This is a genomic window from Streptosporangium sp. NPDC023615, assembly GCF_040640155.1.
Lineage (GTDB): Bacteria > Actinomycetota > Actinomycetes > Streptosporangiales > Streptosporangiaceae > Streptosporangium.
Window position 1 is genome coordinate 1 of the sequence record NZ_JBFABE010000013.1, and the last position, 26727, is coordinate 26727.

The window sequence follows — 26727 nt, forward strand, 5'->3', positions numbered from 1 at the left end:
GGCGACGGCCGTGGTGACCTGCGCGATGCTGCGGACCTGGTCGGTGAGGTTGCCCTCCCGCGCCCGGACGCGACGCCGGGACGGTCAGCCGGTGGCGCAGGCCGTTCCGTCGAGGCCGAAGCCCACCGGGGCGGCCAGGGAGCCGCTGTAGGAGGCGACGAACCCGATCTGCGTCGACGAGCCCGCCGGGATGACCCTGTTCCACGACCTGTTCGCGGCGGTGAGCCGCGAGCCGTCCTGGCTCCAGTCCGCCGACCAGCCCGAGGTGAGGCGTACGGCCGATGTCGGGTAGTCCATCGTCAGCGTCCAGCCGTCGATCGCGGTCGTACCGGTGTTGCGCACGGTGATCTGCGCGTGCAGCCCCGACCCCCAGGACGTCACGTCGTACGACACGGCGCACGACGGGCCGGGCGTCGGCGTCGGCGTCGGGCTCGGGGAGGGGAGCCCCTCCCTGGCCAGGGCCGACAGCGGGTCGGAGGGCGCGCTGAGGTTTCCGGCCGCGTCCCTGGCGACCACGACGTAGGTGTAGCGCTGCCCGGTGACCAGGCCGGACTCGGCGAAGTTCAGGAACTGGGGCGGGGTGATCGTGCCGACCTTGACGTAGCCCGACAGACCCTCGCGGTAGACGTCGTACGCCGTCACCGCCACGTTGTCGGTGGACGGCTGCCAGCAGAACGTGGCGCCCGGGTAGTCCTGCAGGCAGGCGTCCCGCAGCCCGGCCGGCTTGGAGGGGGGCACGCGGTCCCCCGGCAGCGGGGTCGGCGAGGCGGTGGGGGTCATCCCGACCGTCGCGGACACCGTGATCAGGGCCGAGGGCCGGCTGACGTTCCCGGACAGGTCCCTGGCCACGACGTACATCGTGTACGAGCGGTTCAGCTCACCCGAGAAGCCCCCGATCGTGCCGGTCGTGGTGGCGGCCAGGACGAAGCCGCCGACGTCCAGGCGGTACAGGTCGTAGCCGACGACCCCGTTCTCGTCCGTCGAGGCGTTCCAGCAGATGGAGGCGTAGCCGGTGGGGTTGCCGGGGGCCATCGGCACCGGGCAGGGCCGCGTCCCCTCCGGACGCGTCGGTGGCGTGGTGTCCGCCCCCGCCCGCGCCCCCGCCGGAACGGCCACGTGCGCGGCGTCCTTCACCGGGACGGCGGCCAGGGCCTCCCCCGCCGCCGGGCCGAACACCGGCACGGCGACGAGTAACGCCAGAACGAAGAGCCCGAGGGTGAGGAGGGCCGTTCCCACGGCCTGCCTGCCGAATCGCATGTTTCCCCTATCGAATCACGTTCACCTATGACCCCCCGCAGTGAGTGTGAATCATTCCCGACATTCCGTAAAGCGGCATTCCACGGGGCGAGAAGGCCAAAACCCGCACCGCCCGGCACCGGCCGGCCGCCTCCCCGGGGATTTCCCGCGTTTCCGGAATTCGCGGAATCGAAGAAGACCCCGGGGCCGGACCCGGAGAAGGGGCCCCGGGCTCACGAGAAGAAGGGCCGGACGACCCGTCGTCGTCCGGCCCGTGCCCTTCACGTCGCGAGAATCCGGCCCGTCACCTCCGCGCCGCGGGAAACGGCCCCGGCCGGGACTACAGGACCGGCAGGTAGCGGCCCAGCTCGAATTCGGTGACCTGGCGGCGGTAGTCGTTCCACTCGGCGCGCTTGTTGCGCAGGAAGTAGTCGAAGACGTGCTCGCCGAGGGTCTCGGCGACGAGCTCGCTGCGCTCCATGACCCCGATGGCCTCGTCCAGCGACTGGGGCAGCGGCTGGATGCCCAGCGCCCTGCGCTCGGCCGAGGTCAGCGCCCAGACGTCGTCCTCGGCGCCGGGGGGCATCTCGTACCCCTCCTCGATGCCCTTCAGCCCGGCCGCGAGGATCACGGCGAAGGCCAGGTAGGGGTTGCAGGCCGAGTCGAGCGAGCGGAACTCGATGCGGGTCGAGCCGCTCTTGTGCGGCTTGTACATCGGCACCCGGACCAGGGCCGAGCGGTTGTTGTGCCCCCAGGAGATGTAGCTCGGGGCCTCGCCCCCGGCCCCGGCGATCGCCTCGGCGCCGCCCCAGAGCCGCTTGTAGGAGTTGACCCACTGGTTGCAGACCGCGGTGATCTCGGCGGCGTGCGTGAGCAGGCCCCCGATGAAGGAGCGGCCGATCTTCGAGAGCTGGTAGTCGGCGCCGGGCTCGTAGAAGGCGTTGCGGTCGCCCTCGAACAGCGACATGTGGGTGTGCATGCCCGAGCCGGGGTGCTCGGTGAAGGGCTTGGGCATGAAGCTCGCCCAGATGCCCTGCTCCAGCGCGACCTCCTTCATGACCAGGCGGAAGGTCATGATGTTGTCGGCGGTGGTGAGCGCGTCGGCGTAGCGCAGGTCGATCTCCTGCTGGCCCGGGCCGCCCTCGTGGTGGCTGAACTCGACGGAGATGCCCATGGACTCCAGCATCATGATCGCGTTACGCCGGAAGTCGTGGCCGGAGCTGTGCGGGGTGTGGTCGAAGTAGCCGCCGCCGTCGATCGGCTCGGGCCGGCCGGTCCCCTCGGGCCGGTTCTTCAGCAGGAAGAACTCGATCTCGGGGTGGGTGTAGAAGCTGAAGCCCATCTCGGAGGCCTTGGCCAGGGTCCGCTTGAGCACCCAGCGCGGGTCGGCGTGCGAGGGCGAGCCGTCGGGCATGAGGATGTCGCAGAACATCCGGGCCGCCCCGGGCGTCTCGCTGCGCCAGGGAAGGATCTGGAAGGTCGACGGGTCCGGCTTGGCGAGCATGTCGGACTCGTAGACGCGGGCGAAGCCCTCGATCGCCGAGCCGTCGAAGCCGATGCCCTCGGCGAAGGCCCCCTCCAGCTCGGCCGGGGCGATGGCCACCGACTTCAGGAACCCGAGCACGTCGGTGAACCACAGCCGGATGAACCGGATGTCGCGCTCCTCGAGGGTGCGGAGAACGAACTCCTGCTGGCGGTCCAAGGCTTCTCCTTCATTGCCGACGTGCCACGACACGCCTGATGGTCTCTCAGTCTGCCCTCTCAGTGTTTCGCACACGTTACGAGGAAGAACGGTGAGATATGGCATCGGGCCCGTCGCGCCTCCGCCCGGTGGGCCCCGTCTCCTCCTACAGTGTGCGACCGGAACCGCTGGGAACTCGATCCGGGGGAACGATGACGAGCACCGAGATCCACAGATCACCGCGTACGACCGGCCGGGGAGGGGCGTCGGCCAGGCTGACCGAACGGCTCGCGGCACTGACGATGCCATGCCCCGTACACCCGTCGTCACACCTGGTGGAGGCGGCCACCACCGAGTGGGCGCGCGCCGTGGGCCTGGAGCCCGACCCCGCCGCCCCCTGGCTGGCCGCGCGGGCGTTCGCCCGTTGCGAGACGCGCGCGGTCACGCTCTTCGCCCGCTGGCTGACCCTGGCCGCGCGGCTGCGCGAGGACCCCGGGGCGATCGGCGGGGCGCTCGCCGTGGCCGGCGGCGCCGAGCCCGGTCCGGCGCCGCCGGAACGTGCGTTCACGGGCCTGTGGCGGTCGTGCGCGCCGGGGATGAGCGAGGCGTGGCGCGAGCGGTTCACCGGCGCCCTCGCCGCCCAGCGCGAGGCGCTGCTCGCGACCGGGGCGCCCACGGCCGAGGACTACCCCTCCACGGGCAGGGACGCCTTCGGCCGCTACCTGTTCGACCTGGTGGAGCCGTGCCGCGAGACGGAGGTGCCGGAGGCGGTGGCGCTGAGCCGGCAGTGGCGGGCCCTGGCCGAGGCGGGCGCCGACGTGGCCGCCTGGTGCCTGGACGTGGCCTCCGGACGCGGGTACGTGAGCGTCGCCGAGGCCCTCGTGGAACGTTCCACGATCGACGGGGAGGCGGCCGAGGAATGGGTGATCGACCGCCTGGCCGTCCGGATGGAGGAGCTGTGGGCCGCCGCCCGGGCCGTGCCGGCCCTCACCGAACGGTACGGCCTGGGCTTCGGCGTCTCCCGCGAGGTGACCGGGGTGGCATGCGCTTTCTTGACCGTTCCCAGGGCTTACCTGGAGTGGCTGATGCAAAAACCCCGCTATCGTCACTGCGGGTAGCGGAACGAGTCCTACGAGTGACATTGGAGTAAACGGTGAGCACCACGCTCCTCAACCGCAAGCTGGACCGTGCCTTCGCGCACGTGGACGCGGACGGCAGCGGATCGATCGGGCGCGACGACCTCCTGGGCCTGGGTGCCCGGATCCTCGTCGGTTTCGGCGAGTCGCCGACCTCTCCGGCGGGCAGCAGGCTCGCCGGAGGCATCGAGGAGATCTGGCGGACGCTGGCCGCGGAGATCGGCACCCGCGGTGACTCGATCTCTCCCGAGGAGTTCCGGGCCGGCATGACCTCCGCGTTCGTCGAGGGCGACCGGTTCGACGAGGTCTTCGAGCCCGCCGCGGCGGCGCTCGCCCGGCTCTGCGACACCGACGGCGACGGCGCCGTGGGGCCGGACGGGTTCTGGGTGATGATGGACGCGTTCGGCACCCCGCGCGAGGACGCGACGGCCGCCTTCACCCGCCTCGACGGCGACGGCGACGGCGCCCTGTCCGTACGGGAGCTCGTGGAGGCCACCCGGCAGTTCTACACGAGCGCCGATCCGGACGCGGCGGGCAACTGGCTGTTCGGTCCGCTGTAGTGGCCCGCACCCCGGCCTTCGGCCAGTCCCCGCCCTGTCCCCGGCCCCTTCCCACGCCCCCGCCCCGTCTCCCTGCCTCCCCCCACCCCGCGCCGCCGGCCCCCGCCGACCCCGCCGACCCCGCCGACCCCGCCGGGGCACTCCCGCGCCCCTCCCGCGGGGTGGCTGCGGACGCGCTGCTCCCCCTGGTGGAGCTGGTGCCCGCGATGTCGGCGCCCTGCCGGATGCACCCCTCGGTGGATCGCGTCGGAGCCGAGCTGGCCGCCTGGGCCCGCGACACGGGGCTGGAGACACCCCCGGGCGCCGGTTTCGAGCGGATGGCGGGGCGGGCGTTCGCCGCCTTCGACACCCGGGCGGCGCTGCTCTTCGCCAAGTGGCTGACCTGGCTGTTCCACTTCGACGACGAGTGGGACGAGAAACCCGCCGGACGGGCCGCCGAGATCATGGAGACCGCCTTCGGCAGGCTCGACCGCCTCGCGCGGGCCCGCGCCCACGCGCGCTCGCCCGTCGAGGTGGCCTTCGCCGACCTGTGGGAGACCACCTGCGGGCCGATGAGCACCCGGTGGCGGCACCGGTTCCTGGCCGGACTGGCCGCGCAGGGCGTGGCCTGCCGCACCGAGGCGGAGAACCGGTGCGCCGGCCGGGTGCCCTCCCCCGCGGAGTACCCGCGGCTGCGGCGCGGCACCGCGGGCCCGTACCTGTTCGACCTGGTGGAGCCCTGCCTGGGGGTGGAGGTGCCGGCGGGGCTGCGCGAGAGCGTGACCTGGCGGACGCTCGTGGACGCCTGCAACGACGTCACCGCGTGGTGCAACGACATCGCCTCGCACCACAAGGAACGGGCCAACGGCGACGTGCACAACTACGTGACGGTCGCCGCCGACGCGTTCGGGCTGCCCGACGGCGCCGCGGTCGGCTGGGTCAACGACCGGATCGCGGCCCGTGCCGAGGACCTGCGCACCTCGGCGCGCCGCCTGCCGGCGCTGTTCGACCGCTTCGGTCTCTCCACCTCACAGGCCAGGGACGTCAGCAAGGTCGCGTGCGCCTTCCTGTCGGCCCCCCGCGCCCAGCTCGAGTGGCTGCTGGAGTCCAGCCGGTACGACGTGCCCTGACCTGCCGTCCCGCATGCCGGGGAACCGCTCGCGTCCACCCGCGAGCGGTTCCCCCAGGGGACGACGTCATGTCCCCGGCCGGGCCGGGCCCGCACTCACCGGGCCGTTCGACGGCGGATCACGGCGGTCCGTGGCGGGCGGACCGAAACCACCGGACCGCGGGCCCCCGCCCGTCCCCGGTCTGACCGGAGATCCGGGCAGTTCCAGGGCATACACGGAGATCCATCGATCTTTAAACGCTTATTGATTGGATTGCGGCTTAAGCCGGTTAAGGTCCCTCCAGGTACACGATGAAGGGCCGGGACCATGCGCGGGCTGAACCGGGTGTCGCCCTGGGTGACGCCCGTGCGGGCGCGGATCACGGCGGTGCTGGTCACCGCGGCGTCCGTGACGATGGAGTGTGTCGGCACCCGGGTGACCGCGCGGCTCCCGCAGCCCCCCCGCACGCCGCTGCCGTTCTCGCCGGAGGACGTGACCGGCCCCGCGTTCCCCGCGTTCCCCGCGTTCCCCGCGCTGGACGAGCCCGGCCGGGGCGGTGGCGGAGACGGCCGGCCCCGGCGCCGTCCTGGAGACCAGGGGCGAGCTGTCGGGACTCCCGGTGAACGTGAATGTGGAGATCTGACCACCGATGATTCACTTACGGCCTCGAACGATGGTGAGTGTTGCCCTATGACATTGGCCCAGGTACTCCTACCCTTGCGCCTGCGATGCTGACCTTTCGTGCCCTCGGACCGTTCCAGGCCTGTCACGGCGACACCGTGCTCGACCTCGGCGGCCAGCGCCAGATGGCGGTGCTGGCCCGTCTCCTCGTGGCGGGCGGCCGCGCCGTGCCGGTGACCGTGCTGATCGACGAGCTCTGGCCCGGCGAGCCGCCCGCCCAGGCCCTGTCGACCATCCAGGGGTACGTGTCGCGGCTGCGGCGCGCCCTGGAACCGGGCCGCGCGCCACGGGAGGAGGCGGAGGTCCTGGTCTCCGCCCCGCCCGGGTACGCGCTGCGCGCCTCCTCGGAGCAGGTGGACACCTGGCGGTTCGAGAGGGCGGTCAAGACCGGCGGCGAGCCGGACGTGGTCTGGGAACGGCTGGACGCCGCGCTCGCCCTGTGGCGCGGCCCCGCCCTGGCCGAGTTCTCCGACCTGTCGTGGGCGGTGGCCGAGGCGGGACGGCTGGAGGAGCTGCGGTTGATCGCGGTCGAGCGCCGCGCCGACGCCGGGCTCCTGCTGGGGCACTCCGGCGCGCTGGTCCCCGACCTGGAGGCGCACGCCTCGGCCCATCCGCTGCGCGAGGAGGCCTGGCGGCTGCTCGCGCTGGCCCTGTACCGCAACGGCAGGCAGGGGGACGCGCTGGGCGCCCTCCGGCGGGCCAGGATGCTGCTCCGCGACGAGCTCGGCCTCGACCTGGGCGCCACCCTGCAGCGCCTGGAGTCGGACATGCTGACGCAGGCCGTTCACCTCGATCCTCCGGCGAGGCCGGCCGCGGGATCCCCGCCGGAGCTGCGGGTCGTGGTCGCCGACGACCAGGCACTGGTCCGCACCGGGCTGCGCGTGGTGCTGGACAGCGAGCCGGGTTTCCGGATCGTCGGGGAGGCCGAGAACGGTGAGCAGGCGATCGCGGTCGTCCGCGGGACCCGCCCCGACGTGGTGCTGATGGACATCCAGATGCCCAGGCTGGACGGGCTGACCGCCGCGCGGCGGATCCTGGCCGACGAGGCGCCGCCGAAGGTCGTCATGATGACCACGTTCGGCACGGACGACAACCTCTACGCGGCGCTGCGCGCGGGGGTGAGCGGTTTCGTGCTCAAGACCTCGGCGCCCGAGCAGCTCATCACCGCGATGCGGGCCGCGCAGGCCGGTGACGCGCTGATCGACCCCGCCGTGACGACCCGCCTGATCGCGGCCTTCGCCGGGCGTACCGACCCGGCCGCCCCGCCCGGCCTGGCCGGTCTCGGCGACACCGAGCTCGACCTGCTGAAGCTGGTCGCCCGCGGGCTGACCAACCGGCAGATCGCGGTGACCCTGGCGGTGCCCGAACGGGCGATCTCGGAGTCGGTGGTCAAGCTCCTGGACCACCTGGGCCTGTTCGACCGGGCGCAGCTCGTCGTCGCCGCCTACGAGTCCGGACTGGTCAACCCGGGCGACGTGGTCGGACGGCGATGAGCCCGCGGGTGCGCGGCCACGGCCGGACCCTGCCCGGCGTCGGCGACGTGTCCAGGCGGGCCGTCGACGGCGTCGTCACGGCCGGGTCCCGCTCCGCCGAGGCCGCCCCGCTCGCGCGCGGGCCGCTCGGCTCGTGGTGGCGGGTCGCGGCGTTCTCGACGGCCGCGCTGTCGGCGGTGCTCGCGGTGACCTCGGTGGTGCTGTACCTGGCCGCGCCGCCGGAGTGGCGGCCCGGCCGGCCCGCCTCGCCGAACCTGTCGGCGGGGCTGATGTTCCCGCTGGTGGGCGCCTTCCTGCTGGCGCACCGCGCGCGCCAGATCACGGCGTGGCTGATGTGCGTCGGCGGGCTGATGTGCTCGGTCATGGTGTTCTCGGAGGTGGCGGTGTTCGCGTTCGCCGCCTCGGGCGACATGGACACCGCCGGCTACCTGCGCTGGCTCACGAGCCCGGGAAAGGTGATCGGCGGCATCCTGCTCGGCGTCATGCTCCCGCTGTACTCCCCCGACGGCCGGCTGCCCTCCCGGCGCTGGCGGCCGGTGGTGGTGGCCGTCACGGTGGTGGGGGCGGTGGACATCGTGGTCAGCACGATCCGCCCGGCGCCGGACCCGGCGTACTACCCCTGGCCGAGGGTCGTGCCGAACGTGCTCGCCGTGGAGGCGCTGGCCCCCTACGACATGGCGATACGCCAGGTGACCGGCGTCACGATCATCGGTTTCGTGGCCCTGGCGATGGTCTCCCTGCTGCTGCGTTTCCGGCGGGCGGATCCGGCGGCGCGCCGCCAGATCGCCTGGCCGCTGTTCGCGTTCGCCGTCTACGTGCTCCTCCTGTTCCTCGGGACCCTGCGCGCCGAGTGGGACTGGTGGCCGGTCACCACGCTCTGGGCCGGCCTGATCCCGGTCGCCATCGCCTTCTCCGTGCTGAGGTACCGGCTGTACGGGATCGACACGGTGGTCAGCCGCGCCTTCGTGGCCGCCGGGCTGATCGCCGTGATCAGCGTCCTCTACGCGGGCGGCACGGTCGTCGGGCTGGCGCTGTCGGGCTACGACCGCGTCGGCGGCCTGATCGCCGCCCTGCTGGCCGGGGTGGTCTTCCATCCGATCCGGCACCGGCTGCGGCGCCTGATCGACCGGCTCATGTACGGCACGCACGGCGACCCCGAGGCTCTCGCCGCCCGGCTGGCCGGTGAGGTCCGCGACAGCGAGCCCGGCAACGCCCTCGCCGCCGTCGCCGCGGTGATCAAGGACGGGCTGAGCGTCACCGGCGTCGCCGTCGAGGTCCACGATCCCGGCGCCCGGCAGGTGCGGGTCGGCCTGCTGGGACCCGCGCCGCGCGGGGTGCCGCTCGTCTGGCACGGCGAGCCGGTGGGGCGGCTGCTGCTGGGGATGCCGGGCCAGCGCAGGTTCGCGGCCGCGCACAACGACCGCCTGGTGGCGGCGGCGACCCCGTACGTCGCCGACGTGGTGCACGCCGTCCGGATGACCGCCGACCTGCAGCGGTCCCGGGAGCGCATCCTGACCGCCCGCGAGGAGGAGCGCCGGCGGCTGCGCAGGGACCTGCACGACGGGCTCGGCCACGCGCTGACCGACATGGCGATGTCGATCAACATGGCCAGGATCAGCCTGCGGTCCGCCCCCGCCTCGGCCGACCGGCTCCTGATGGAGCTGCGCGGCGGCATGGACGCCGTCAGCCAGGAGATCAGGGACCTGGTGTACGGCCTGCGCCCGCCCACGCTGGACGAGCTGGGCCTGGCCGGGGCGGTGCGGGCACTGGCGCAGGAGGGGGCACCGCGGATCACCGTGGAGACCGAGGGCGACCTGTCGGACCTGCCGGCCGCGGCCGAGGTGGCCGCCTACCGCATCGCGCAGGAGGCGCTCACCAACGTCCGCAAGCACGCCGGGGCCGCCCGCGCGGTCGTCTCCCTGCGGCGCGCGGAGTCGCTGACGGTACGCGTCCAGGACGACGGGGCGGGACTTCCCGCCGGGCCGCGCTCGGGGGTCGGGATGCTGTCCATGCGCGAGCGCGCCGCCGAGCTGGGCGGGACCTGTGTGATCGAGGCGGCCCCCGGCGGCGGCACGGTCGTGGAGGCCGTCCTGCCGCTGCCCGCCGTTCCGGCCGTCACCGGCCGGCGCTGAGGCGCCCCGACCGGCGGTGGGACACCCCGGCCACCGGTTAACCTCACGGTCACAGGCGAAACCTAGGATGGCCGGGTGGCTCAACTCCGCATCGCCCTGGCCCAGACCAATCCCGCCGTCGGTGACCTCGCCGCCAACACGGACCGGCTCGTCGAGTGGACCCGGCGCGCCGCCGACCGTGGCGCGCACCTGGTGGTCTTCCCCGAGATGTTCCTGACCGGCTACCCCGTCGAGGACCTGGTGCTGCGCACCTCGTTCGTGGAGGCGTCCGTCGCCGCGGTCGAGGAGGCCGCGCGGCGGCTCCAGGGGGCCGGGCTCGGCGAGATCCCCGTGGTCGCCGGATACGTCGACCGCGCGCGGCTCGCCCCCCGGGTCGGCCAGCCCAAGGGCGCCCCTTTGGACGCCGCCGCGCTGCTGCACCGGGGCCGGGTGGTGACCAGGACCGCCAAGCACCACCTGCCCAACTACGGCGTCTTCGACGAGTACCGCTACTTCGTCCGCGGCGACCGGATGCCGATCTTCCGGCTGCACGGCGTGGACGTGGCGATCGCGGTCTGCGAGGACCTCTGGCAGGAGGGCGGCCCGGTCGCGGTGGTGGCCGGGGCCGGGGCCGGGCTGCTGGTGGTGCCGAACGCCTCGCCGTACGAGAAGGAGAAGGACGACGTGCGGCTGGCCCTGGTGGCCAGGCGCGCCCGCGAGGCGGGCTGCGCGCTCGCCTACGTCAACCAGGTCGGCGGCCAGGACGAGCTGGTCTTCGACGGCGACTCGCTGGTCGTCTCCGCCTCCGGTGAGCCGATCGCGCGCGCGGCGCGCTTCCGGGAGGAGCTGCTGGTGGTGGACCTGGAGCTGCCCGAGGGCGACGGCGAGCCCGGCACGTTCCGGATGGACGCCGCCGACGGCACGGAGATCACGGTGGAGCGGCTGGAGCTGTCGGGGCGCGCCCTGGACGCCTACGAGCCGGAGCCGCCCTCGGTCGCCGGGCAGCTCGACGACACCGCCGAGGTCTACTCGGCGCTGGTCCTGGCGGTCCGCGACTACGTCGCCAAGAACGGTTTCCGCTCGGTCGTCCTCGGCCTGTCCGGCGGGATCGACTCGGCGCTGACCGCCACGATCGCCTCCGACGCCCTCGGGCCCGACCGGGTGCACGCGGTGCTGATGCCCTCCCGCTACTCCTCCGACCACTCGCTGAGCGACGCGCGGGAGCTGGTCGACCGGCAGGGGATCAACGCCCGCACGGTGCCGATCGCCGACATCGTCAGCGGCTTCGAGAAAGAGGTCGAGCTCACCGGGATCGCCGCGGAGAACCTCCAGGCGCGGGTGCGCGGAATGATCCTGATGGGCCTGTCCAACGAGCACGGCCACCTCGTGCTGACCACCGGCAACAAGAGCGAGCTGGCCACCGGGTACTCCACCCTCTACGGCGACTCCGCGGGCGGTTTCGCGCCCGTCAAGGACGTGCTCAAGACCCTGGTGTGGGAGCTGTCGCGCTGGCGCAACGCCCAGGCGGGCCGCTCGGACGAGCTCCTGCACGGGTTCGCGGTGCCGCCGATCCCGGAGAACTCCATCGAGAAGGAGCCCAGCGCGGAGCTGCGGCCCGGCCAGCGCGACACCGACTCGCTGCCCGACTACGCGGTCCTGGACCGGCTGCTCGGCGACTACGTCGAGAAGGACATGGGCTCCGCCGAGCTGATCGCGGCCGGGCACGACCCCGAGCTGGTCACCCGGGTGATCCGACTGGTCGACCTGGCCGAGTACAAGCGCCGCCAGTACCCCCCGGGCCCGAAGATCACTCCCAAGAACTTCGGCCGCGACCGGCGCCTGCCCATCACCAACCGCTGGCGCGAGAGGGACTGAGGATCAGGCGGGCCGGGCCGTGCGACGCGGCTCCACCCGGCCGGACCGGCCGGCGATCCGGCCCGTCGCGTCCTCGGACGCGACGGGCCGGGCGTCGAGGTCCACGCCGTGGCTCGCGGCCACCGCGTGATCCTCGGTCGTCCTCACGGACCCCGGACGATCACGCGGTGGCCGTCCTCACGCGTCCTCGGCCGGAAGGTCCCGGAACGTCACCGGAGCACTAGTCGAGGACGAGGAAGCGGAAGGAGCTGAACGCGTTGTCGTAGCCTGCGTTCTCGGGCCTGTTGTGCCCGAAGGGCTGGAACCGGTGCGCGTTGCCGCGCCAGTAGGAGTCGGTGTAGAACATCGCGGCGTTGCGGCTGGTGTGCACGCTGACGGAGGTGATGCGGTCGTTGACGTTGGTGCCGTTGGTGAACTTGTTGTTGGAGAAGTTGTTGTCGGCGGTGGTGAAGCCGGCGACCGCACCGGTCCCGTCCTTGCCCTCGTACGCGCAGACGGCGTCGGTGCAGGCGGCGGCCGAGGCCGGTGTGACGGTCGTGACCGTGACGGCCGTGCCCAGCAGGACCATGGTCATGAGAGAACGTGTGACGCGATTCATTCGGCGTGATGCCTTTCTTTTCCTTTGTCGGACTGAGCCGGGAAATCCCGGTCCAGGAGCAATGTGGGAGGGGCGGGTCATCTCCCCCGCACGATCGTCCGGGCGGCGGTCACCAGAGCCGCGAGAGTGTTCCTCGCCTCCCGCAGTTCCGTGCGCCGCTCGGCTATCGCCTGTTTCTGGTAGGCCGCTTCGACCGCAGCCCAGATGGGGACGACCTTCGTCTGCCGTTTGCACCGGACGTCCGCGACGGCGGTCGCGATCTCCCGGGGGGTCGGCTCGTCGGTCCTGAACGCGGCGTCGTTGTTCGCTGCCCTCGGGGTGGGATAGTCGTGGCCGAGCCGGGCCATGCAGGACGACCATGCCGCGAAGACGGCCGTGACCCGGCTGTCGCGCAGCGAACGTTCCCAGCTCCGGCTCCGCAGGTCGTCGACCCGCCGCATGGCGTCGGTGGCGCTCGCGGGGATCAGCTTGTCGTGGGCCTCCCTCTCGCAGCCTCCCGGCGGGGCGGGGACGTTCCCGTCCCCGCCCGTACGCCCGGCGCCGTTGGCCGCGGCGAGGTACCGCGTGTTGAGGGGACCCTCCGGCTTGCCGGGGGTCTGCCGTGTCCCGGCTCGCAGCGCCTCCGACAGGTGGTAGCCACGGGTCCGGGCGGCTTGTTCGTCCTCGAGCAGGTAGCGCTCATGGTCGACGACCACGGGGGCCCGCTTTTCGAGGTTCCGCGGAGGAACGGTGAAACCGAGTCTCGCCATACAGCCGCGGAAGAGTTCGGTCTGCGCCTGTACGACGACGCCCCGATCCTCCGGGGAGATCTGATAGGCGTCGACCGGCAGGACCAGCGGTCGCCGGTCGAGACGCAGGCTCGTGTCCAGGGGCGGCTCCTGCTCGGCCGCACACGCGGTCAGGGACAGCAGGCACGCCGCCGCCACGAGCGGCACCTGCGACATGAGGCGCCCACGGATCACCCTCATTCTCGAAACCCCCCGACAGCATGGTTCAGCCTCTGTTGCTCGAGCTCCGCACGGCGGAGACGTCTTGCCGCGACAGCCGTCCCGCCGATCAAGACACGCGGGCGAAGGCCGTCATGAGAACGAATTTCCCGGGACCCGTTGATTTCCTGTCGCGGAATCACGACGGCAGGCACAGGGGAACATTCATGCCCCAAAGCAGGAACAATTGATTATCTGCATTGATTCGGACAGCCGTCAACCGCGATAGAGGACGGAGGAAATGGCGCGGACAGGCAAGGAGGTGGCACGCAAAGACAAGAGTCAGCGAGAAATTGGCGCACAGAGGCAAGGAACCGTGGAGGAATGGCGCACAGAGGCAAGGAACCGTGGAGGAATGGCGCGCAAAGGCAAGAAGGGACGCAGGAATGGCACGCAAAGGCAAGAAGTGGCCGGGAAGACCGGCACGCGAAGGGAGAAGAATCCGAAAAGACGGCGCGCAGGGGCAAGAACGGACGGGAAGGCGTGCGGAGGACACGGGTGGCCGGCCGACCTCTTCGCCCGCCTAGGGAGCGCCCGCGACGAGTGGGACGTCTTCGTCGCGGACGCGGAGCCGGGCGCGTTCGGCCGTCTCGGCGCCTGACGTCCCGGCGGCCCGAGGACCCACGGCCGCGCGGGAAGGCGTGTCAGGGGGCGAGGCCCGCCAGGAGCTGGTCGACGATCCGTTCGGCCAGGTCCGGGCGGGAGTGGTCGCCCTCGGTGCGGATGTACCACATGACGGTTCCCACCAGGGTCGCCATCGCGATCCCGAGGTCGAGGTCGGCCCGGAGCTCCCCGGTGGCGATACCGCGCCGCAGCAGGGCGTCCACGGCCGCCTTGCGCGGCTCGATGGCCTCCTGGTGGATGCGCCCCACCAGGCGCGGGTGCCGCTCCGCCTCGTTCATCGCGATGCTCATCACACACCGGCTGCGCGCGTCGTTCGCGTCGCGCTGGAAGACCCGCATGCAGGCGATCAGATCGTCGCGGACCGAGCCGCCCCCGGGCGGGGGGAACGGCGACTTGAGGGTGGCCACCGCGTCGACGAACAGGTCCTCCTTGCTGGACCAGCGCCGGTAGATGGTGGTCTTGCCGACCCCCGCCCGAGCCGCGATCGCCTCGATCGACAACTCGAAGAGACCGATGCCCTCCCCGATCATGTCGAGGGTGGCGTCGATGATGGCCTTCTCCGCCTTCGCGCTGCGAGGGCGACCCGCGGGGCGGGCGGCGGGAGAGGCGGTCGTCTGGGTCTCGCCGGTGGTCGTCATCGCGATCCTTACACTACTGCCGGTTCCTTGTCATGGTCGATGGTCTGCGGGGCGGGGGCGGGGGAAGACTTACCGGGCAGCCACTTGAGTACTACCAGCGCTCCGGCCAGTGCGATCGCGGCGGATACCAGGGCGGTGACGTGCATCCCCTCGACGAAGGCGAGCTTCGCCGGATCGATCAGCGCCGCGCCACGGGCGCCGAGTTGCTGGGCCACGGTGAGCGTGCCGGTCAGCGACTCCCCCGCGACGTGCCTGGCCTGCTCGGACAGCCCGCTCAGCGCCGGGGCGATCTGGTCGCGGTAGGTGGCCGAGAGCAGCGAGCCGAGCAGCGCCACGCCCAGGGCGCCGGCCACCTGGCGGACCGTGTTGCTCATCGCCGAGCCCACACCGGCCTTCTCCCGGGGAAGCGCCTCCATGATCGCGGTGGTCGCGGGGGGCATGATGTTGGCCATCGCCGCGCCCTGGACGAAGAACACGATCTCCAGCACGAGAATCGGGGTGTTCTGGTCCATCAGCGCGTAGGAGGCCAGCGCGCAGGCCACGATGACCATGCTGACGGTGGCGGACAGCTTGCCGCCGAAGCGCCTGGCGATCTGCTGGCTGAGCGGGGCGAAGATGAGCTGCGCCGCGGCGAAGGGGATCATCAGGGCACCCGCCTGGAGCGCGCTGAAGCCCAGCACGATCTGCAGGTAGAAGACCAGGAAGAACATCGCGCCCATCATCGCGAAGAACACGATGCCGATCATGCCGATCGCGGTGGCGAAGCGGGGGTCGCGGAAGTAGCGGACGTCGAAGGCCGGGTGGTCGATGCGGCGCTCGTACCAGACGAAGGCGGCCAGCACGGCGACACCCAGGAGGGTAGGGACCAGCACCTCGGCGCTGGCGATCGTGGCCAGCTCGCCGCCCCGGATGATGCCGTACGTGACGGCGACCAGGCCGATGATCGACAGGATCACCCCGACGGGGTCGAGCCTGGAGGGCTTGGGGTCACGCGACTCGGGCACCACCAGGCCGATGAGCACCATGCTGACCGCGACGATCGGCAGGTTGATCAGGAAGACCGAGCCCCACCAGAAGTGCTCGATGAGCAGGCCGCCGGTGATCGGCCCGATCGCCACGGCCAGGCCCACCCCGGCGGCCCAGACACCGATCGCCTTGCCGCGCTCCTGCGGGGGGAAGACGTTGGAGATGATGGCCAGCGTGGCCGGCATGATGGCGGCGCCGCCGATGCCCATGAACGCGCGGGCGACGATCAGCTGCGTCGGGTCCTGGGCGTACGCGCTGGCCAGCGAGGCCAGGCCGAAGAGCACCATCCCGACCAGGAGCATGCGCTTGCGGCCGGTCCGGTCGCCGATCACGCCGAAGGTGAACAGCAGGCCGGCGAAGACGAGCGTGTAGGAGTTGATCGCCCATTCGAGCTGACTCTGGGTGGCGCCCAGGCCCACCGGGAAGGGAGAGGCGATCGTCTTGAGCGCCACGTTGAGGATGGTGTTGTCCAGCACGACCGCCAGGAGGCTGAATACCAGCACTCCCAGGATCTGCCACCGTCTGGGATGGCCGAGTTGTTGTTCCACGATTGCCCCGTGTTCCGATACACCTTAGTTTCGAAACACCACCGTATCGCTCACCTTTTCGATACGCAACTGTACCGTTTCGAATGTGCCGGGGCGTCGTGCCGGCGCGGCGTGAGAGCGCGCGCCGGAGAGGGCGGACCGGCGGACCGACGTGTCGGCGGGCCGCATCGGCCCAGGTGGAACCGGGCCGGTCAGGGGGAACCGGGCCGGTCAGGTCGTGACCGGCACCGACCGCTCCACCGAGCCCGGGTCGGAACCCGAAGCCGGGTCGGGGTCGGAAACCCGGTCGGGGTCGGAAACCGGGTCGGAGCCGGGGTCCGGATCCCGGTCGGAGCCGGGCTCGGAGACCGGGTCCACGACGGAGGAGTCCGAGCCTCGCCGCCAGAACGGCAGGGCGATGAGCACCATCACCACGCTCACCAGCCCGGCGGCGGCGAAGGCCCAGTCGGGGCCGGGGCCGTCGATGATCGCTCCCGCGACGGGCGACGCGACGCCGACCCCGACGAGCAGGGCCGTACCGTGCAGGCCCATCGCCTCGCCCCGGGCCCCGGCCGGGACCCAGCGGGTCATCGTCTCGATCGTGGACGACAGCGCGGGGGCGCAGAGCACGCCGGCCGGCAGCATGGCCAGGAGCAGCCAGAGCCAGTGCCCGTCGACCAGCCCGATCGGGATGGTGAGCACTCCCATGGCACCGATCAGGACCAGGGGCGACAGCCCCCGGGGCATCATGCCGTACACGAAGCCGCCCACCAGCGAGTAGAAGCACCACAGGGCGATCGCCAGCCCGAGCCACTCGCTGGCGTGCCCCTGCTTCATCGTCGCCACCAGCGAGAGCTCGGTGGCGGACAGGATGAACGTCGCCGCCATGACCGTGCCGAGCAGGCCGAGCAGGCGAGGGGTGAGCCACTGGCGCCGCGGGATGCGGCCGGCGGGCTCCTTGAGCTCCTCGGCCGAGCGGACGGGCGGGTTCAGCACCAGCAGCGTCGTTCCCGAGGCGACCAGGCCCGCGGCGACGATGCCCATGGTGGGGGCGCTGCCCAGAAGGCTTACCCCCGCGACGGCCAGGGCCGGGCCCACCATGTAGGAGAGCTCCACGAGGATGGAGTCGAGGGAGAACCCCACCCGTTGCTGCTCCACCGGGACCAGCGCCGCCAGGCACTGCCTGATCACGCTGAAGACGGGCAGGCTGAGCAGGCCCGCCGGGATCGCGGCGGCGAGCAGCAGCGGGAACGGCATCATCCAGGCGGTGGACCAGAAGGCGAGCTGGGCGAGCGTGGTCACCGCCAGCACCGGGCGCAGGCCGTGGCTGTCGACGAACCTCCCGGCCAGGGGCGAGCCGATGGCCGTCCCCACCGTGCTCGCCGTGGCCAGCAGGCCGGCCAGGACGAAGTCGTCCAGGTTCAGCCCGCTCCGGTCGACGACGTGCAGGGTCAGCGTGATGGAGACCGCGGTCGTGGGCACCCGGGCGAGCAGCCCGACCAGCAACAACGACCGCACGCCCGGGAGTGCCAGCAGGCGGCGGTAAGGTTCGACAGCCATGGTGATTACTTACCTCCACAGGCATTGTGCCGTACGTCCCGGGGGTCCCCGCCACCGGATTACCGCGTGGCCCCACCCCGGGGGGTCCTGGCCGGGAGGGGTGCGAGGGACGGGCCGGGCCCCCGGGGAGCGGGCCGAAAGCTTCCGCGAGGAGCGGGCCGGGCCCCTGTGAGAAGCGGACCGAGGGCCGGACCACCGGCCGGACGACCGGGGGACGGCCCCGCGCCGGGGTCCGGATTACCTGGAGGATCGGGTCTGTTGAACCTGCCGGGCGCGTGCAATCATCGAACCGTCCGGGGACGCCACTGGGGCGCCTCGAGACTTCACTGGAGGTCCCACATGTCCTCTTCCGTCACCAACCGGCCGACCTCTCTCTACGGCGGCCAGGCTGGACGCAGGGTGACCGTACGTGACATCGCCACCGCCAAGGAGCGCGGCGAGCGGTGGCCGATGGTCACCGCGTACGACGCGATGACCGCCAGGGTCTTCGACGAGGCCGGCATCCCCGTGCTGCTCGTCGGCGACTCCGCCGCCATGGTCGTGTACGGGTACGACTCGACGCTCCCGGTGTCGGTGGACGATCTCATGCCGCTGACGGCCGCCGTGGTGCGCGGTTCCTCGCGCGCCATGGTCGTGGCGGACCTGCCGTTCGGCTCCTACCAGGCCTCCCCCCAGCAGGCCCTGGAGACGGCGGCCCGGTTCATGAAGGAGGCCGGGGCGCACGCGGTCAAACTGGAGGGCGGCCGGCGGGTGCTCCCCCAGGTCGAGGCCCTGGTCTCGGCGGGAATCCCGGTGATGGCCCACCTGGGCCTGACCCCCCAGTCGGTCAACGCCCTGGGCGGCTACCGGGTGCAGGGCCGCGGCCAGTCGGGGGACGAGCTGATGGCCGACGCCAAGGACCTGGAGTACGCCGGGGCGTTCTCGGTCGTGCTGGAGTGCGTTCCGGTGGACCTGGCCGAGCGGGTCACCGCCTCCCTGTCGATCCCGACGATCGGCATCGGCGCCGGCCCCGGCACGGACGCGCAGGTGCTCGTCTGGCAGGACCTGATGGGCCTGACCGCGAGCCCGGCGAAGTTCGTCAAGAAGTACTTCGACCTGGCCGGGGAGATGGACAGGGCGGTGCGCGCCTTCGCCGACGAGGTGACGACCGGCGCCTTCCCCGCGCCCGAGCACAGCTACCGCTGACAGACCCCGCCGCCCCTCACCCCGGACGCCCCCTCGGGCGGGACGACCGGCGCCCGGGGGACGGCGCGGAGGCGGCCCGGCGACCGATGACGGCGGTGGAGGCGTGGCCTTCGCCGCCGTCACGCGCGGTGGGCCGCGCCACCGGGGTGAGGTGGGCCGCGCCACCGGGGTGAATCCGCACACCCTCTCAGGCGAGGGTGGCGGGATCGGTGTTGGCGCCGCACACCACGACGGCCACCCGCTCCCCGGGAGCCGGGCGGTAGGCGCCCGACAACAGGGCCGCGTAGGCGGCGGCTCCGGCGTGCTCGACGGCGATCCGGAGATCGCGCCACATCCGGCGCCGCGCCGCGACGATGGCCTCGTCCGGGACGAGGACGCTCTCCACCCCGGCCGCCGCGGTGATCTCGTAGGCGAGCGCACCGGCACGGCTCGCGCCCAGCGCGTCGGCACCGACCCCCGAGACCTGGACGGGAACGGGGCCACCGGCCTCCAGGGCCCGGTTCAGGGTGGGGATGAGCTCGGGCTCGACGGCGACCACCCGGGCCCGGCCGGCGAGGGCGACGGTGATCCCGGCGACGAGCCCGCCCCCGCCGACCGCGACCAGGACCGTGTCGACCCCCCCGGTCTGCTCCATCAGCTCCAGGCCGGTCGTGCCCTGCCCGGCGATCACCTCGGCCTGGTCGTAGGCGTGCACGTCCAGCGCCCCGGTCTCGGCCGCGCGCTTGACCGACGCCTCGTACGCCTCCGCGTAGAAGGCGCCGGTCTGCGTCACCTCGGCGCCCAGCGCGCGCAGCCCGGCCACCTTCACCGGGCTGGACACCGTCGGGACGAAGATCTCGGCCCGGACGCCGAGGTCGCGGGCCACGTGCGCCACGGCCAGGCCGTGGTTGCCGCCGCTCGCCGCGATCAGTCCCGCCTCCGGGAGCTCCGGTGCCGACAGCGCCCTGTTGAAGCCTCCCCTGGCCTTGAACGACCCCGAGTGCTGGAGCGACTCCAGCTTCATGAACAGCCCCGGTGACACCTCGATCACCGGTGTGCGCCGGACGTGCCCCGCGATGCGTCCGGCCGCCTGTTCCACGTCCTCGATCGACACGCTCACGCGCGTCCCCCCTCCGGCGGGCGACTCCGAGGCGCCGGGGCTCCGGCGGCCTCCGTGCCGCAGTCTAGGAGACGCCCGGACGCCGCCCGCGGGCTCTGCCGCGCCGGACGGGCGGCGGGCGGACCCGTCAGGCGAGCGCCTGCTCGATGTCGGCCCACAGGTCCTCGATGTGCTCGATGCCCACGGCCACCCGTACGGTGCCCTCGCCGATCCCGTGCCGGGCCAGCTCCTCGGCGGTCAGCGTGCGGTGCGAGGTGGTCGCGGGGTGCATGACGAGCGTCTCGACGCCGCCGAGGGACGGGGCCAGCAGGGCCAGGCGCACCGCGCCCATGAACCGCTCCCCCGCCTCCCGCCCGCCGACCAGGTCGAAGGAGAAGACCCCGCCGAAGTCGGGCAGGAGCTTGGCCGCCAGCTCATGCGAGGAGTGCGAGGGCAGGCCCGGCCAGTACACGGTCGAGACCGCGGGATGGGCGTCCAGGCGGGTGGCCAGCTCGCGGGTGTTGAAGCAGTGGCGCTCCATCCGCAGCGACAGCGTCTGCATGCCGCGCAGCGTGAGCCAGGCGGCGAACGGGTCCGGGGTCGCGCCCAGCTTGCTCGCGAAGGACCACACCTTGCGGTACAGCTCGTCGGAGGCGAACACGGCGATCCCGCCGAGCACGTCGGTGTGGCCGCTGAGGTACTTGGTGGTGGAGTGCACCACGATGTCGGCGCCGTGCTCGATCGGACGGCACAGGATCGGGGAGGCGAAGGTGTTGTCGACCACGGAGACCAGGCCGGCCTCGCGGGCCACGGCGCACATGCCGGGCAGGTCGGCGACCTGGGTCACCGGGTTGGCGATGGTCTCCAGGTAGACCAGCCTCGTCTCGGGCCGGACGGCCGCGCGCAGCTCCGCCGGGTCGTCCTCGGCGACGTAGCTGACCGCGATCCCGAACCGGCCCGCCATGTCGTTGATCATCGCTGCGGTGCCGCCGTAGAGCGGCTTCTGCGCGATCAGGTGGTCGCCGGGGGCCAGCAGCCCGAACAGCACGGCGTTGATGGCTCCCATGCCGGAGCCGGTGGCCACGGCGCCGACGCCGCCCTCCAGCCCGGCGACGGCCTCCTCCAGGGAGCGCACCGTCGGGTTCGACATGCGCCCGTAGACGAACGCCCCGTCGGGGCGTCCCATGCCGTCGGCGAAGACGGCCGGGTCGTCGAAGGCGAAGCCGGAGGTCTGGTAGAGCGGCACCGTGATGGGACGGCTGCCGTTCAGCGGCGGCTGGGGAAGATGGACGGTGCGGGTCTCCGGACGAAAATCAGTCATGGACCAAGGATGGACGCAAAATAGGTCCGTTGTCAGATCCAATCCGGCAAGATTGGTCCATCATGGGAGCCAATAACGACGAACTGATCGCCAGGCTCGGCCGCTGGTCGTCCGGCAGGGGCCCGCTCTACGTGCTGCTCGCGGCGCGGCTGCGCGCCCTCATCGACGACGGCGAGCTGCGACCGGACACGCCGCTGCCGCCCGACCGGGAGCTCGCGCGGTCGCTGGCGGTCGGGCGGGGCACCGTGGTCGCCGCCTACGACCTGCTCCAGCAGGAGGGGCGGGTCGTGCGGCGCCAGGGCAGCGGCACCCGGGTCTGCGCCGCCCAGCACCCGCCGCCGGGCACCGCCGACGCGAACGACGGGGGCGGCGCGGGCGGTGCGGGTGGCGCGGGTGGCGCGGGTGGCGGCACGACGGCCAACCCGCTGCTGCTGCACCTGCTGGACCCGCCCGAGAGCGTCATCCTGCTGAGCTGCGCCGCCCCGGAGGAGCCCCCGCCGATCCTGGCGGAGGCGTACCTGGAGGCGGTGGCACGGCTGGGCCGGATCCGGCACGACATCGGCTACCACCCGGCCGGACACCCCGAGCTGCGCGAGGAGATCGCCTCCTACTACCGGGCGCGCGGCGTCCCCACCTCCCCCGGGCAGATCCTGGTCACCAACGGCGCCCAGCAGGCCCTGACCCTGCTGGCGAACCTGCTGCTGTCCCCCGGCGACACCGTGCTGACCGAGGCCCCGACCTACCCAGGCGCGCTGGAGTCCTTCCGGGAGGCCGCCGCCCTGTTCCGCACGGCCGCGGGCGCCGAGGAGTTCGGTGCCGCGCTGACCGACCGCCCCGCCCTGGGGTACCTCATCCCGACCTGCCACAACCCGACCGGCACGATCATGCCTCCGCTGGTACGGCGTCGCCTGGCCGCCCTGGCCGGCGAGCACGACGTGCCGCTCGTGGAGGACGAGGTCCCGGCCGAGCTCTGCTTCTCCGGCGAGACCCCGCCCCCGCTGGCGCACTACGGGGACGGCCGGCGGATCATCACGGTCGGCTCGCTCAGCAAGCTCGTCTGGGGCGGGCTGCGGGTCGGCTGGATCCGCGCGGCGGCACCGGTGATCTCCCGGCTGGTACGGCTGCGCGCCGTCCACGACCTGGGCGGCGAGATCGTCGGCCAGCTCGCGGCGACGCGGCTGATCTCGCAGGTGGACCGGCTCCGCCGGGACCGGATCGCCGTCCTGAGGCGCCGCCACGACCACCTCCTCGGCGAGCTCGCCGCGCGGTTGCCCTCGTGGCGCGCGGAGCCCGCGCTCGGCGGGCAGACGATCTGGGTGCGTCTCCCCGGCGGCGACGCCGGGGCCTTCGCCCAGGTGGCGCTCAGGCACGGGGTGGCGGTGCCGCAGGGGCGTTCCTTCGACCCCTCGGGCGGCCACGGCGACCACCTGCGGCTGCCGTTCCTGTCCGGCGAGGAGACGCTCACCGAATCCGTCTCGGCGCTGGCCGCGGCCTGGCGCGACTACGACGGCACCCGCCGTCCCGGCACCCTGCAGGCCCTCGTCGTCTGAGCCGTGCCGGCCGTCCGAGCCGTCCGCGCCGCGTGGGCCGCGCCCGCCCCGCGCCCCATCCCCTCCGGGGCGGGGCGGTCAGATGTCGGTGAGGCGCAGCCCGGCGTGGGCCTTGTAGCGGCGGTTGATCGAGATGAGGTTGGCGGTCAGCGCCTCGACCTGGTGGGCGTTGCGCAGCCGGCCGCCGTACACGCCGCGCACGCCCGGGATGCGGCCCGCGAGCCCCCGGACGATGTCGGTGGCCTCCCGGTCCTCGCCCAGGACGAGCACGTCCAGGTCGATCTCGGCGACCTCGGGGTCCAGCAGCAGGACGGCCGAGACGTGGTGGAAGGCGGCGACCACCCGGCTGTCGGGCAGGACCGCGGCGGCCTGCTGGGCGGCGCTCCCCTCCTCGACCGGGAGGGCGTAGGCGCCCTGCTTGTCGAAGCCGAGCGGGTTGACGCAGTCGATGACGATCTTGCCGGAGAGCTCGGCGCGGAGGGACTCCAGCGTGGAGCGGTGCCCGTCCCAGGGGATGGCCACGATCACCACGTCGGCCTCGGCCGCCACGGACGCGTTGTCCGCTCCGCGTACCGGCCCGCCGAGGGCCGCCGCCGCCTCCTGGGCGCGCTCGGCGCTCCGCGAGCCGATCAGCACGGTGTGTCCCGCGAGGGCGAACCGCCGGGCCAGCCCCTTGCCCTGGTCGCCGGTGCCGCCCAGGATGCCGATCGAGATGCCGCTCACGTCCGGAACATCGGTCGGAATGTCAGTGCTCACTCGCCGCTCCTCGTCGTCCCCGGTCACTCGGAGCCGGACCCCGGCGACCGTATCGCCTGTTCCGATCATCTCAGGGTCGCGTTCCCGGGATCGCCGCGGGGTCCATGCGGCACGATAGGCCGTATGGACGCCGGTTCGGTGACACTGCTGCGCGAGATGCTGGCCTCCACCGGCTGGGTGGAGCGGACCCGCGAGCTGGGCCTCGCCCTGCGCGCGACGCGCTCCCCCGGCGGGCTGATGGTGGTGGGCACGCCCGAGGAGGAACCCTGGCACCTGACCGCGCACCTGAGCGACGAGGCCAGGCTGTCCGGGCTGCCGCAGCTCGCCCCCACGCTGGTCCGCTGGGCCCCCGCCCCGGACGCGCCGGCGCACCTGCGGGTCGGGCTGGAGAGGATCGGGCGGGCGCGACGGGGTGAGACCCTGTTCGTGGTCGCCGAGGAGGCGGCCCCCGAGACGCTGCTGGAGCGGGTGAGCGACGCCCGCAGGACCGGCACGACGATCCTGGCCCTGGACGGCGGCGACGCCGAGCTGGCCGGTCTGGCCCACGACGCGCTGACGATCCCAGAGCGGGCGCCGTTCTCCTTCGACGGGGCCCAGCACCTGGTCAGCATGGCCGCGGGCGAGGTCGGCCGCCGCCCCGGGCTGCGCGACCGGCTGGCCAGGCTGCTGGAACGGGTCAGCGGCCCCCAGGTCCCCGACTAGCCCCCGGCCCCGTACGGCCCGGTACGGCCCGGTTCCACCGGCCGGGCCTTCGAGACCGTCCGGAGGACCCCCGGGGCCCCGCTACGGCCCCCGGCCTCACCGGCCGGGCGCCGACGGTGCGGTCAGGAGGCCTTCCAGCGCGCCCCGAGCCGTCCGGCCAGCTCCTCGGCCGCCTCCCTGAGCGCCGCGATGACCACGGCCTGCACCGGGTCGGGCTCACCCGAGCGGGTACGGCTGACACGGGTGACCGCCTCCAGCTTCCTGGCGCCCACGCCGGTGATGCCGGTGACGACGACCTCGCCCTCGGGGAGGTCGAGCAGGGCCAGCGACGGCACGATCGCCACCCCGTGCCCCGCCGCGACCAGGGCGAGCGTGGGCGGGAACTCCTGGATCAGGTGCACCCGGCTCGGGGTGAACCCGTGCAGGGTGGCGAGCCGCTCCAGGGCCTGGCCGCAGGCGTGGCCGGGCGGTCCGGCGATCCAGGGCAGCCCGGCCAGGTCCGCCACCTCCGCCGGGACCTCCGCCCACCCCGGCGGGGCCACGATCCGGTACTCGTCGACGTGCAGGGGGTGGGAGGCGATGGCCTGCCGTACCACGACGGTCTCGTCCGCGTCCTGCTCGGTGATGGCGAGGTCGACCCCGCCGAGGCGGAGCTCCTGCAGCGCGGGCGGGCCGTACAGCTCCCGGATGCGCGGCGTGATCCGGGGGTGGCGCTCGGCCAGGATGCCGAGCGCGGGCACCAGCAGGTGCCGGATGACGGTGGGGAACGCGGCGATCGCCACCGGCCCGGCCAGCCGCTCGGTGAAGCGGATCAGCTCCCGCCTGGCCTCGCCCAGTTCCTCCTCGACACGCTCGGCGTACCCGGCGAGGACCCTGCCCGCGGGGGTGAGGGCGACCCGGCGCTGCGACCTGTCGATGAGGGAGAGCCCGACCTCCCGTTCCAGGAGCGCGAGCTGCTGCGAGACGGCCGAGGCCGTCAGGTGGAGCGCCTCGGCCGCGCGCACGACGCCGCCGCGACGGGCGACCTCGTGGAGCACCCGCAGTCGCCGGGGATCGATGTCCATGTAGCCAAGCTTACGTGGAAGGTAAGAGAACTTTATTTGCCCTTCAGCGACTGCTGCGGAGAGCATGGAGGCATGAACTTCTTCCGATCGGGAGCGTGATCTCGTGTCCCTCTTCGTCGACCTGCTCGGCTGGGCCGGCGCCGCCGCCCTGCTGTACGGGTACGCCATGGTCTCGACGTCCAGGACGTCCGGCGACGGCAGGCCCTACCAGGTGATCAACCTCGCCGGGGCGGTCGCCCTGACGGTCAACTCGGCCTGGCACGCGGCCTGGCCGTCGGCGATCCTCAACGTCGTCTGGGGCGTGATCGGCCTCGTCGCGATCGGCCGGACGGTCGGGGCCCGCGCGGGGCACGGGGGGGGTGAGCGTCCCGTGAGCCGGCTGGTCGAGCTGAGCCACCGCATCACCGAGGGCATGGTCACCTACCCCGGCGTCCCCGGCCCGCGTCTGGGCGTGCACCTGAGCCGGGAGGCCTCGCGGGAGGTCTACGCGCCGGGCACCGAGTTCCACATCGGCAGCGTCGAACTGGTCGCCAACACCGGCACCTACCTCGACACCCCCTACCACCGCTACCCGCAGGGACCCGACCTGTCACAGACGCCGCTGGAGTCGCTCGCCGATCTGCCGGGCCTGGTCGTCCGGGCCGAGGGGGCACCCTCGGTGGGCCTCGACCGGCTCGCGGAACTGGACGTGCGCGGCAGGGCCGTACTGCTGCACACCGGCTGGGACCGGCACTTCGGCACCGAGGCCTACTTCCACGGTCACCCCTACCTCGAACCGGAGGCGGCTCGCTGGCTCGCGGAGCGGGGGCCGGCGCTCGTCGGCATCGACAGCCTCAACATCGACGACACCCCGCCCCGCGGTGAGCGTCCCGCGCACACGCTGCTGCTCGGAGCGGGCATCCCGATCGTGGAGCACATGACGGGGCTGGCCGCGCTGCCCGGCAGCGGGTTCCGCCTCCACGCCGCGCCACCGCTGCTGGCCGGCATGGGGACCTTCCCCGTGCGCGCGTACGCCGTCGTGGACGGCTAGCGGGCCGGCCGTCCGGGCCGCGGTCTCAGTCGTCGTCCCCGTCCCAGCCCTTGTCGTTCTTCTTCCAGTCCTCGTTCCGCCGGGCCGCGGTCTGCAGCGCGGCGGCCGCGGCCTCGCGGGTCGGGTACGGCCCCATCCGGTCCTTGTTCGGGCACCCCTTGTCGGGTTCGACGGCCTGATGCGTGAGACAGAACCACCATTGATCACTCATGCCGCAATCC

Annotated in this window: 22 protein-coding genes; 10 read left to right on the forward strand and 12 right to left on the reverse strand. The window is 72.8% G+C overall.

Features of this window, described 5'->3' with window-relative positions:
* Nucleotides 1–84: 84 nt before the first annotated feature.
* Nucleotides 85–1257, reverse strand: a complete 1173-nt coding sequence (locus AB0G16_RS12815) for a cellulose-binding domain-containing protein (RefSeq protein WP_362803184.1) — start codon at nt 1255–1257, stop codon at nt 85–87.
* A 319-nt stretch (nt 1258–1576) separates the two neighbouring features.
* Nucleotides 1577–2938 carry a glutamine synthetase family protein gene (locus tag AB0G16_RS12820; RefSeq protein ID WP_362803187.1) on the reverse strand — a complete coding sequence of 454 codons (1362 nt, stop codon included), beginning with the start codon at nt 2936–2938 and terminating at the stop codon, nt 1577–1579.
* Between the two features lie 191 nt (nt 2939–3129).
* On the opposite strand from AB0G16_RS12820, the gene AB0G16_RS12825 reads away from it, so the two are divergent.
* From AB0G16_RS12825 to AB0G16_RS12850, 6 genes are all read left to right on the forward strand, one after another.
* The gene (locus AB0G16_RS12825; protein WP_362803189.1) at nt 3130–4035 is read left to right on the forward strand and encodes a terpene synthase family protein; all 906 of its coding nucleotides are present in this window, start codon (nt 3130–3132) and stop codon (nt 4033–4035) included.
* 35 nt (nt 4036–4070) lie between these two features.
* Nucleotides 4071–4613 carry a hypothetical protein gene (locus AB0G16_RS12830; protein WP_362803192.1) on the forward strand — a complete coding sequence of 181 codons (543 nt, stop codon included), beginning with the start codon at nt 4071–4073 and terminating at the stop codon, nt 4611–4613.
* A gap of 161 nt (nt 4614–4774) precedes the next feature.
* Nucleotides 4775–5722, forward strand: coding sequence for a terpene synthase family protein (locus AB0G16_RS12835; RefSeq protein ID WP_362803195.1), 948 nt, complete (start codon nt 4775–4777; stop codon nt 5720–5722).
* Between the two features lie 707 nt (nt 5723–6429).
* A complete protein-coding gene (locus tag AB0G16_RS12840) occupies nt 6430–7875 on the forward strand; it encodes a BTAD domain-containing putative transcriptional regulator (RefSeq protein ID WP_362803198.1) in 1446 nt (481 codons plus the stop codon).
* A gap of 8 nt (nt 7876–7883) precedes the next feature.
* Nucleotides 7884–10007, forward strand: a complete 2124-nt coding sequence (locus AB0G16_RS12845) for a sensor histidine kinase (RefSeq protein WP_362803201.1) — start codon at nt 7884–7886, stop codon at nt 10005–10007.
* A gap of 75 nt (nt 10008–10082) precedes the next feature.
* Nucleotides 10083–11861 (forward strand): NAD+ synthase, encoded by a 1779-nt coding sequence (locus AB0G16_RS12850; protein WP_362803204.1) that lies wholly within the window; start codon nt 10083–10085, stop codon nt 11859–11861.
* A gap of 220 nt (nt 11862–12081) precedes the next feature.
* On the opposite strand, the gene AB0G16_RS12855 is transcribed toward AB0G16_RS12850, so the two are convergent.
* The 5 genes from AB0G16_RS12855 to AB0G16_RS12875 form a co-directional block, all read right to left on the reverse strand.
* Nucleotides 12082–12435, reverse strand: a complete 354-nt coding sequence (locus AB0G16_RS12855) for a peptidase inhibitor family I36 protein (RefSeq protein ID WP_362803207.1) — start codon at nt 12433–12435, stop codon at nt 12082–12084.
* 101 nt (nt 12436–12536) lie between these two features.
* Nucleotides 12537–13427 (reverse strand): hypothetical protein, encoded by an 891-nt coding sequence (locus AB0G16_RS12860; RefSeq protein WP_362803211.1) that lies wholly within the window; start codon nt 13425–13427, stop codon nt 12537–12539.
* A 662-nt stretch (nt 13428–14089) separates the two neighbouring features.
* Complete coding sequence (locus AB0G16_RS12865) at nt 14090–14707, reverse strand: TetR/AcrR family transcriptional regulator (protein ID WP_362803214.1); 618 nt, start codon at nt 14705–14707, stop codon at nt 14090–14092.
* 8 nt (nt 14708–14715) lie between these two features.
* Nucleotides 14716–16281: an MFS transporter gene (locus tag AB0G16_RS12870; protein ID WP_362803217.1), complete on the reverse strand. Its 1566-nt coding sequence runs from the start codon at nt 16279–16281 to the stop codon at nt 14716–14718.
* 210 nt (nt 16282–16491) lie between these two features.
* Entirely contained in the window at nt 16492–17820 is a 1329-nt protein-coding gene (locus AB0G16_RS12875) for an MFS transporter (protein WP_362803220.1), read from the reverse strand.
* Between the two features lie 339 nt (nt 17821–18159).
* Between AB0G16_RS12875 and panB the strand changes: the two genes are divergently transcribed.
* Entirely contained in the window at nt 18160–19005 is an 846-nt protein-coding gene (gene panB, locus AB0G16_RS12880; RefSeq protein WP_362803223.1) for a 3-methyl-2-oxobutanoate hydroxymethyltransferase, read from the forward strand.
* Nucleotides 19006–19192: 187 nt separating this feature from the next.
* On the opposite strand, the gene AB0G16_RS12885 is transcribed toward panB, so the two are convergent.
* The gene (locus AB0G16_RS12885; RefSeq protein WP_362803226.1) at nt 19193–20104 is read right to left on the reverse strand and encodes a threonine/serine dehydratase; all 912 of its coding nucleotides are present in this window, start codon (nt 20102–20104) and stop codon (nt 19193–19195) included.
* A 127-nt stretch (nt 20105–20231) separates the two neighbouring features.
* Nucleotides 20232–21404: an aminotransferase class I/II-fold pyridoxal phosphate-dependent enzyme gene (locus AB0G16_RS12890; RefSeq protein WP_362803229.1), complete on the reverse strand. Its 1173-nt coding sequence runs from the start codon at nt 21402–21404 to the stop codon at nt 20232–20234.
* A gap of 62 nt (nt 21405–21466) precedes the next feature.
* Here AB0G16_RS12890 and AB0G16_RS12895 point away from each other — a divergent pair, with 62 nt between their 5' ends.
* On the forward strand, nt 21467–22954 hold the full coding sequence (locus AB0G16_RS12895) for a PLP-dependent aminotransferase family protein (RefSeq protein WP_362803232.1): 1488 nt from the start codon (nt 21467–21469) through the stop codon (nt 22952–22954).
* A gap of 78 nt (nt 22955–23032) precedes the next feature.
* Here AB0G16_RS12895 and npdG read toward each other — a convergent pair whose 3' ends face one another.
* Nucleotides 23033–23698, reverse strand: a complete 666-nt coding sequence (gene npdG / locus AB0G16_RS12900; RefSeq protein WP_362803535.1) for an NADPH-dependent F420 reductase — start codon at nt 23696–23698, stop codon at nt 23033–23035.
* Nucleotides 23699–23833: 135 nt separating this feature from the next.
* Between npdG and AB0G16_RS12905 the strand changes: the two genes are divergently transcribed.
* A complete protein-coding gene (locus AB0G16_RS12905) occupies nt 23834–24412 on the forward strand; it encodes a hypothetical protein (RefSeq protein WP_362803235.1) in 579 nt (192 codons plus the stop codon).
* A gap of 122 nt (nt 24413–24534) precedes the next feature.
* Here the strand turns inward: AB0G16_RS12905 and AB0G16_RS12910 are convergent, their stop codons facing one another.
* The gene (locus AB0G16_RS12910) at nt 24535–25476 is read right to left on the reverse strand and encodes a LysR family transcriptional regulator (protein ID WP_362803238.1); all 942 of its coding nucleotides are present in this window, start codon (nt 25474–25476) and stop codon (nt 24535–24537) included.
* Nucleotides 25477–25579: 103 nt separating this feature from the next.
* On the opposite strand from AB0G16_RS12910, the gene AB0G16_RS12915 reads away from it, so the two are divergent.
* Entirely contained in the window at nt 25580–26506 is a 927-nt protein-coding gene (locus tag AB0G16_RS12915; protein ID WP_362803241.1) for a cyclase family protein, read from the forward strand.
* Nucleotides 26507–26531: 25 nt separating this feature from the next.
* Here the strand turns inward: AB0G16_RS12915 and AB0G16_RS12920 are convergent, their stop codons facing one another.
* Nucleotides 26532–26717, reverse strand: coding sequence for a hypothetical protein (locus tag AB0G16_RS12920; protein WP_362803245.1), 186 nt, complete (start codon nt 26715–26717; stop codon nt 26532–26534).
* Between the last annotated feature and the right edge of the window lie 10 nt (nt 26718–26727).